Origin of the sequence: Halomonas rhizosphaerae (assembly GCF_030010555.1) — a bacterium.
GTDB classification, from domain to species: Bacteria; Pseudomonadota; Gammaproteobacteria; order Pseudomonadales; family Halomonadaceae; genus Halomonas; species Halomonas rhizosphaerae.
In genome coordinates this window covers 1-5,729 of the sequence record NZ_JASCQP010000039.1, presented here as the reverse complement: position 1 = coordinate 5,729, position 5,729 = coordinate 1, and the positions used below count along the sequence as shown (strand labels likewise).

Below are 5,729 nucleotides of genomic sequence, written 5' to 3'. Positions count from 1 at the left end.
CCGCCGACGCCGAACGCCCCGGAGAGCACCGCCGTGTTGCGGGCCCCGAGATGATCGGTGGTGAACGGCGCGATCGCCGTGGCCAGCAGGAAACTGATGAGCGGCAGCGCGCCGATGATGCCGATCACATACGGCGTGAGTTCCAGCTCATCTCGGATAGGGGGCACGAATAGCCCGAAGGCGAAGCGTGCGAGCCCGTAACTGATCGCGACCAGCGCGGCGCCAAAGATCGCAAACCCTGTGCTCGATAGCGTCTTCATGGTGCCTCCACGCGACAATCATCGACGATTCCGGCCCATGCAGTTGCCAGACGCTCCCCCTGCCGCGGGATGCCTCCCCGTTGATGCGCGATATCACGCTTTCTCTTGATCACCATGCATCCCTCACATCCTCGATTCATGGAATGACTGCCCGACCCTGGAACAGCAGGCAAGGGCGAGAGGGCCAGCGCCGTCCCCTCCCGGTTCTGCGACGAAAATGAAACAGAGCCCGGGATACCGCCAGTTGCCCCAGCCCCAACGGTATCAGACTCCACCCTGCTTTGACTTCGGGATGAGCCAACGACGGGTCGCCCGATTGCTGGAGCAGTGAGTCAATCCCACGCCAGCGACGTAGGGGCCTGGTATGGATAAACCGGACCAAATGGACTGCGCTGCGTAAAAAACTGGTCTGTTCAGTTCTGATTCGCCGTGATTTTAGGCCGCTTCACACCGCCATGTGAGCCTATAGTGAGCTGTGCCGAATCAGCCAGTTCGCGCGGTCTCTTGAACTTAACATCACGAAAGGTAATTACAATGACAAATCTTACTTCAGCCAACATAGAAAAAGAAGATGACTTTGGGTTCGGGACTCAGATCCGGAAATCCCCCTACTTTGACGCAACGGTCCGCTGGGGAGCAAAAGGCTTTTCAGTATACAACCATATGTATATTCCGCGTGACTTCGGGGATCCGGAACAGAACTTCTGGAACCTCGTGAACGAGGCAATCCTTTGCGATGTTGCCGGCGAGCGGCAGGTGGAAATCACCGGTCCAGATGCGGCGAAATTCGTGCAGTGCCTAACCCCGCGTGATCTGTCGGAAATGGCTGTTGGACAGTGCAAGTATATCCTCATCACCAATGCGGACGGTGGCATTCTGAACGACCCGATCCTGCTACGGCTGGCAGAGAATCACTTCTGGATCTCGCTGGCTGACAGCGACATCCTGTTGTGGGCGCAAGGTATTGCGGTTCATGCCGGGATGGATGTCAGCATCGGCGAACCCGATGTCTCCCCTCTGCAATTACAAGGCCCGAACTCGGGCGAGGTGATGAAGAAGCTCTTTGGCGAGGGCATCATGGACCTGCGCTACTACTGGTTGCGCGAGATCGAGCTTGATGGCATTCCACTGATTGTCTCGCGCACCGGCTGGTCGAGCGAACTGGGCTATGAGCTTTATCTGCGTGATGGCACGCGGGGGGATGAACTCTGGGAAAAGATCATGGCGGCAGGTGCGCCCTTTGGGTTGAAGCCTGGTCATACCTCTACGATTCGCCGCATCGAAGGTGGAATGCTTTCCTATCACGCTGATGCGGACATCAACACCAATCCTTACGAGCTTGGGATGGACCGTCTGGTGAACCCGGACATGGAAGCAGAGTTTATCGGCAAGGCCGCGTTGCAGCGCATCCGTAAAAATGGCGTGAGTCGCAAGCAGGTCGGGCTGCGTATTGATATGGCGCCCCTCAAGAGACCCAACACCAGGTTCTGGCCCCTCAGCAAGGATGGCGAGACCGTCGGGAAGGTGACCTCTGCGGTCTATTCCCCGCGCCTCGAGCAGAACATTGCTCTGGCCATGGTGGCCACTGAACATGCCGCGATTGGCACTGAACTGCAAATTCCAACCGCATCCGGCCCCGTGAAGGCGGTTGTGGTCGAAAAGCCCTTCTTCGACCCCAAAAAGAAAATCGCCATATCGGCTTGAATAACAGCCTGGTGGTTGACCTACAAAGCACCTGCATCCGTGAGCGCCATGGAACCTTACAATATCAGCCTCTTGACCAGGAAAGTATTTATCTGGAAAGACGAGAAATTTCTTGTTGATTTCAAGGGGCCAAGAAGGTGTCTCACGGATCCAGGGATCAATGATCAGCTCCACAGTGGCGTTGCCGTGAAAGGAGAGACATATGTATTCCATTCGTCTTTGGGCCGTGCGGCACGCAAGATTCCTTGAGGGCGTATACCGAATATTCGAACCGGTGATCGTCAAATTGCAGCCGCTTTGGAGTTCGGTAGGCTACCAGCGCGCAGAAAAGCCGGTGAGCATGCTGGAGAAGCTCAGCAAGGGATTGCTTTTCGACTGCAAGATGTGTGGTCAGTGCATCCTCAGTTCTACCGGAATGGCATGTCCCATGAACTGCCCTAAATCCTTGCGCAACGGTCCTTGTGGTGGGGTACGCGCCAACGGCCACTGTGAGGTCAAGCCGGAGATGCGATGTGTCTGGGTCGAAGCCTGGGATGGAAGTCAGAAGATGAAAGGCGGCGACAAGATCCAGGTGGTGCAACTGCCAGTGGATCACAGTCAGAAGGACAGTTCCTCCTGGCTGCGTGTCGCACGTAATGCCTCGAAGCTGACCGAAGACCATAACGAGGCTTCAAGGTGACTTCTAACGATGTGGACCTTGGTCGCAATAGTGAACAACCCGCCAGGCAATCCATCCTGATGCCTGAATAAACAACATCAACGACATCAATCTGCTGTCAGCGAATCAACCAACTAACATCAAATATAAAGGTTATCTGCCATGAGACAAGTCACGGACTACTCCAACCAATACATCCTCACTGTCAGCTGCAAGACTGCGCCAGGAATCGTTGCCGGGATTGCATCTTATATCACAGAGCGCGGCGGCTATATCGCAGAGCTATCTCAATTCGATGACAAGATCAGCGGTCAGTTCTTCTTGCGGACGTTATTCAATATCATCCCGGACTCCCGACATACCTTTGAAGACATCCGCACTGGATTTAATGCCCTGGCAGACAAGCATGGCATAAAGTGGGCGATGCATGAGGTCAGCCACCCGACCAAGGTCATGATCATGGTATCCAAGTTTGACCACTGTCTGGTCGATCTTCTTTACCGTTATCACAAGGGCGAATTGAATATCGATATTACGGCGGTAGTATCCAACCATCTGGATCTTCAACCGCTAGTTGAACGTGAAGGCTTTCGCTTTGTTCACCTGCCAGTGACACCAGACACCAAGCTGGAAAAGGAAGCCGAGCTGCTCAGTATTATCAACGAGACAGGAACCGAGCTGGTGGTACTGGCGCGGTACATGCAAGTCTTGTCCGATAGCCTCTGTAAGCAGCTGCACGGCCGGGCCATCAATATCCATCACTCCTTCCTGCCCGGCTTCAAGGGTGCCAAGCCTTATCATCAGGCATTTGAGCGTGGCGTCAAGCTGATTGGTGCCACTGCGCACTACGTGACCGCTGACCTGGATGAAGGCCCGATTATCGAACAGTCCGTGCTACCCGTCAATCATGCCTACTACCCGGAAGAACTTGTTGCCCTTGGCCGAGATACCGAAACCAAGGCACTGGCAAGCGCCGTTAAACTTCATACAGAGAACCGCGTGTTTCTTTCGGGCAACAAGACCGTTATTTTCAAATAGACGCAGGGGGCATGATGGCTCAATTAATAGACGGAAAACAGCTTTCGGATCAGGTCTTGCAAGAAGTCGCTTCTGAAGTCGAGCTGCTCAAGGGCAAGTATGACATAGTGCCGACGCTGGCTGTCGTATTGGTGGGGGAGGATCCCGCTAGCCAGGTGTATGTGAGAAACAAGGTGAAGCGGGCGACCGAGGCGGGGATGGGCTCTATTGAACACCGCCTCGATGCCGAAACCTCCCAGAACACCCTGAATGCGCTGATCGATCATCTAAACAATGATCCTGAGGTGCACGGCATTCTGGTGCAGCTTCCACTTCCATCACACCTCAATGAGGATGAGGTGATAGCGTCCATCCATCCGGCCAAGGATGTTGATGGCTTCCACCCACTAAACGTCGGGGCACTTGCTTCCGGGCGGCCATCGCTGGTGCCGTGCACGCCACAAGGTTGCATGATCATGCTGCGCCAGGTCCATCCGGACCTTAGTGGCAAGAATGTCGTGGTGGTGGGGCGCTCCAATATCGTGGGAAAGCCGATGGCTGCACTGCTTTTACAGGCAAACTGCACTGTCACTATTGCGCATTCACGAACGAGGAACATCGAATCACTGTGCCGCAATGCCGATATCGTGGTAGCGGCGGTCGGCCGGGCGGAGTTCATCAACGCTGACTGGATCAAGCCCGGTGCAACGGTCATTGATGTCGGTATCAACGCCATTGATGTCAATGGCAAGAGAAAGCTCGTGGGTGATGTGGATTTCGAATCGGTTGCCCGCGTGGCGGGTGCAATTACGCCGGTACCCGGTGGCGTGGGTCCAATGACGATCGGCTGCCTGCTGTTGAATACGACACGTGCCGCAAGGCGTCAGCTGGCCTGACCTTTATATCTCCCCCACACACGCCAGAAATGTCCGGCATCGCCTTACAGGCGATGCGACAATAACAACAGAGGACCTCACATGAACCACAACGACGATCCCACCATGGCCCCGGGCCATGACAACACCCAGGTGCTGGGCCTGGATTTCCACAACCCCGTATTTCCCCTCTCCGCCCTGGCCATCCTGGCCTTCATCCTCTATGCCCTGGTCTACCCCGATGCCGCCAACGCCCAGTTGACGGCCGCACGGGGCTGGTCCATCGAGCACTTCGACTGGCTGTTCATGATCGTCGGCAACCTCTTCGTGCTGCTCTGCCTGGTGCTGATCGTGCTGCCCCTGGGGCGCATCCGGCTGGGCGGCCAGGACGCCCGGCCGGAGCATTCGCTGGTCTCCTGGTTCAGCATGCTGTTTGCCGCCGGCATGGGCATCGGCCTGATGTTCTGGAGCGTGGCCGAGCCGGTAGCCAACTACACCGACTGGTACGGCACGCCGCTGAACGCCGCCGCCGGCACCCCGGAAGGGGCTCGTGCCGCCATGGGCGCCACCATGTTCCACTGGGGACTGCATCCCTGGGCCATCTACGGTGTGGTGGGCCTCTCCCTGGCCTTCTTCGCCTACAACCGTGGGCTACCGCTGAGCCTGCGCTCCGCCTTCACCCCGCTGCTGGGTAACCGGGTACGTGGCTGGGCCGGCCACCTGATCGACATCACCGCGGTACTGGCGACCATCTTCGGCCTGGCCACCTCCCTGGGCTTCGGGGCCTCCCAGGCCGCCGGCGGCCTCAACTACCTGTTCGACGTCCCCAACACCCTCGGCACCCAGCTGGCGATCATCGTCGGCGTCACGGTGGTGGCGCTGTTCTCGGTATGGCGGGGCATCGACGGGGGCGTGAAGCTGTTCTCCAACATCAACATGGTGATCGCCTTCGCCCTGCTGGCCTTCGTGGTGATCACCGGCTCCACCCTGCTGTTCCTCAACGGCCTGTGGGACACCACCCTGGCCTACGCCAGCCATGTCGTGCCGCTCTCCAACTGGATCGGCCGAGACGACACCACCTGGTACCACGGCTGGACGGTGTTCTACTGGGCCTGGTGGATCTCCTGGTCGCCCTTCGTCGGCATGTTCATCGCCCGGGTCTCGCGCGGGCGCACGGTCCGCGAGTTCCTGACCGCCGTGCTGCTGGTACCGACC

The 5,729-nt window shown here is 57.3% G+C and carries 5 protein-coding genes and 1 pseudogene; 5 read left to right on the top strand and 1 reads right to left on the bottom strand.

Annotated elements, in window-relative coordinates; all coding sequences use genetic code 11:
• Positions 1-260 (bottom strand): annotated as a pseudogene (locus QLQ83_RS17050) (MFS transporter); the annotation flags it as partial.
• A gap of 534 nt (positions 261-794) precedes the next feature.
• Here QLQ83_RS17050 and QLQ83_RS17045 point away from each other — a divergent pair.
• From QLQ83_RS17045 to QLQ83_RS17025, 5 genes are all read left to right on the top strand, one after another.
• Complete coding sequence (locus QLQ83_RS17045; protein ID WP_282736713.1) at positions 795-1,964, top strand: glycine cleavage T C-terminal barrel domain-containing protein; 1,170 nt, start codon at positions 795-797, stop codon at positions 1,962-1,964.
• A gap of 202 nt (positions 1,965-2,166) precedes the next feature.
• Positions 2,167-2,643, top strand: a complete 477-nt coding sequence (locus tag QLQ83_RS17040; RefSeq protein WP_282736712.1) for a methylenetetrahydrofolate reductase C-terminal domain-containing protein — start codon at positions 2,167-2,169, stop codon at positions 2,641-2,643.
• A gap of 141 nt (positions 2,644-2,784) precedes the next feature.
• Positions 2,785-3,660 carry a formyltetrahydrofolate deformylase gene (gene purU, locus QLQ83_RS17035; RefSeq protein ID WP_282736711.1) on the top strand — a complete coding sequence of 292 codons (876 nt, stop codon included), beginning with the start codon at positions 2,785-2,787 and terminating at the stop codon, positions 3,658-3,660.
• A gap of 14 nt (positions 3,661-3,674) precedes the next feature.
• Positions 3,675-4,535, top strand: coding sequence for a bifunctional methylenetetrahydrofolate dehydrogenase/methenyltetrahydrofolate cyclohydrolase FolD (gene folD / locus QLQ83_RS17030; RefSeq protein WP_282736710.1), 861 nt, complete (start codon positions 3,675-3,677; stop codon positions 4,533-4,535).
• 81 nt (positions 4,536-4,616) lie between these two features.
• On the top strand, positions 4,617-5,729 hold a 1,113-nt coding region (locus QLQ83_RS17025; protein WP_282736709.1), incomplete at its 3' end, for a BCCT family transporter.

Bases quoted from the DNA above. Each gene is read 5' to 3' on its own strand.
- QLQ83_RS17045 (WP_282736713.1), top strand. From the start codon at position 795: ATGACAAATCTTACTTCAGCCAACATAGAAAAAGAAGATGACTTTGGG.
- QLQ83_RS17040 (WP_282736712.1), top strand. From the start codon at position 2,167: ATGTATTCCATTCGTCTTTGGGCCGTGCGGCACGCAAGATTCCTTGAG.
- purU (WP_282736711.1), top strand. From the start codon at position 2,785: ATGAGACAAGTCACGGACTACTCCAACCAATACATCCTCACTGTCAGC.
- folD (WP_282736710.1), top strand. From the start codon at position 3,675: ATGGCTCAATTAATAGACGGAAAACAGCTTTCGGATCAGGTCTTGCAA.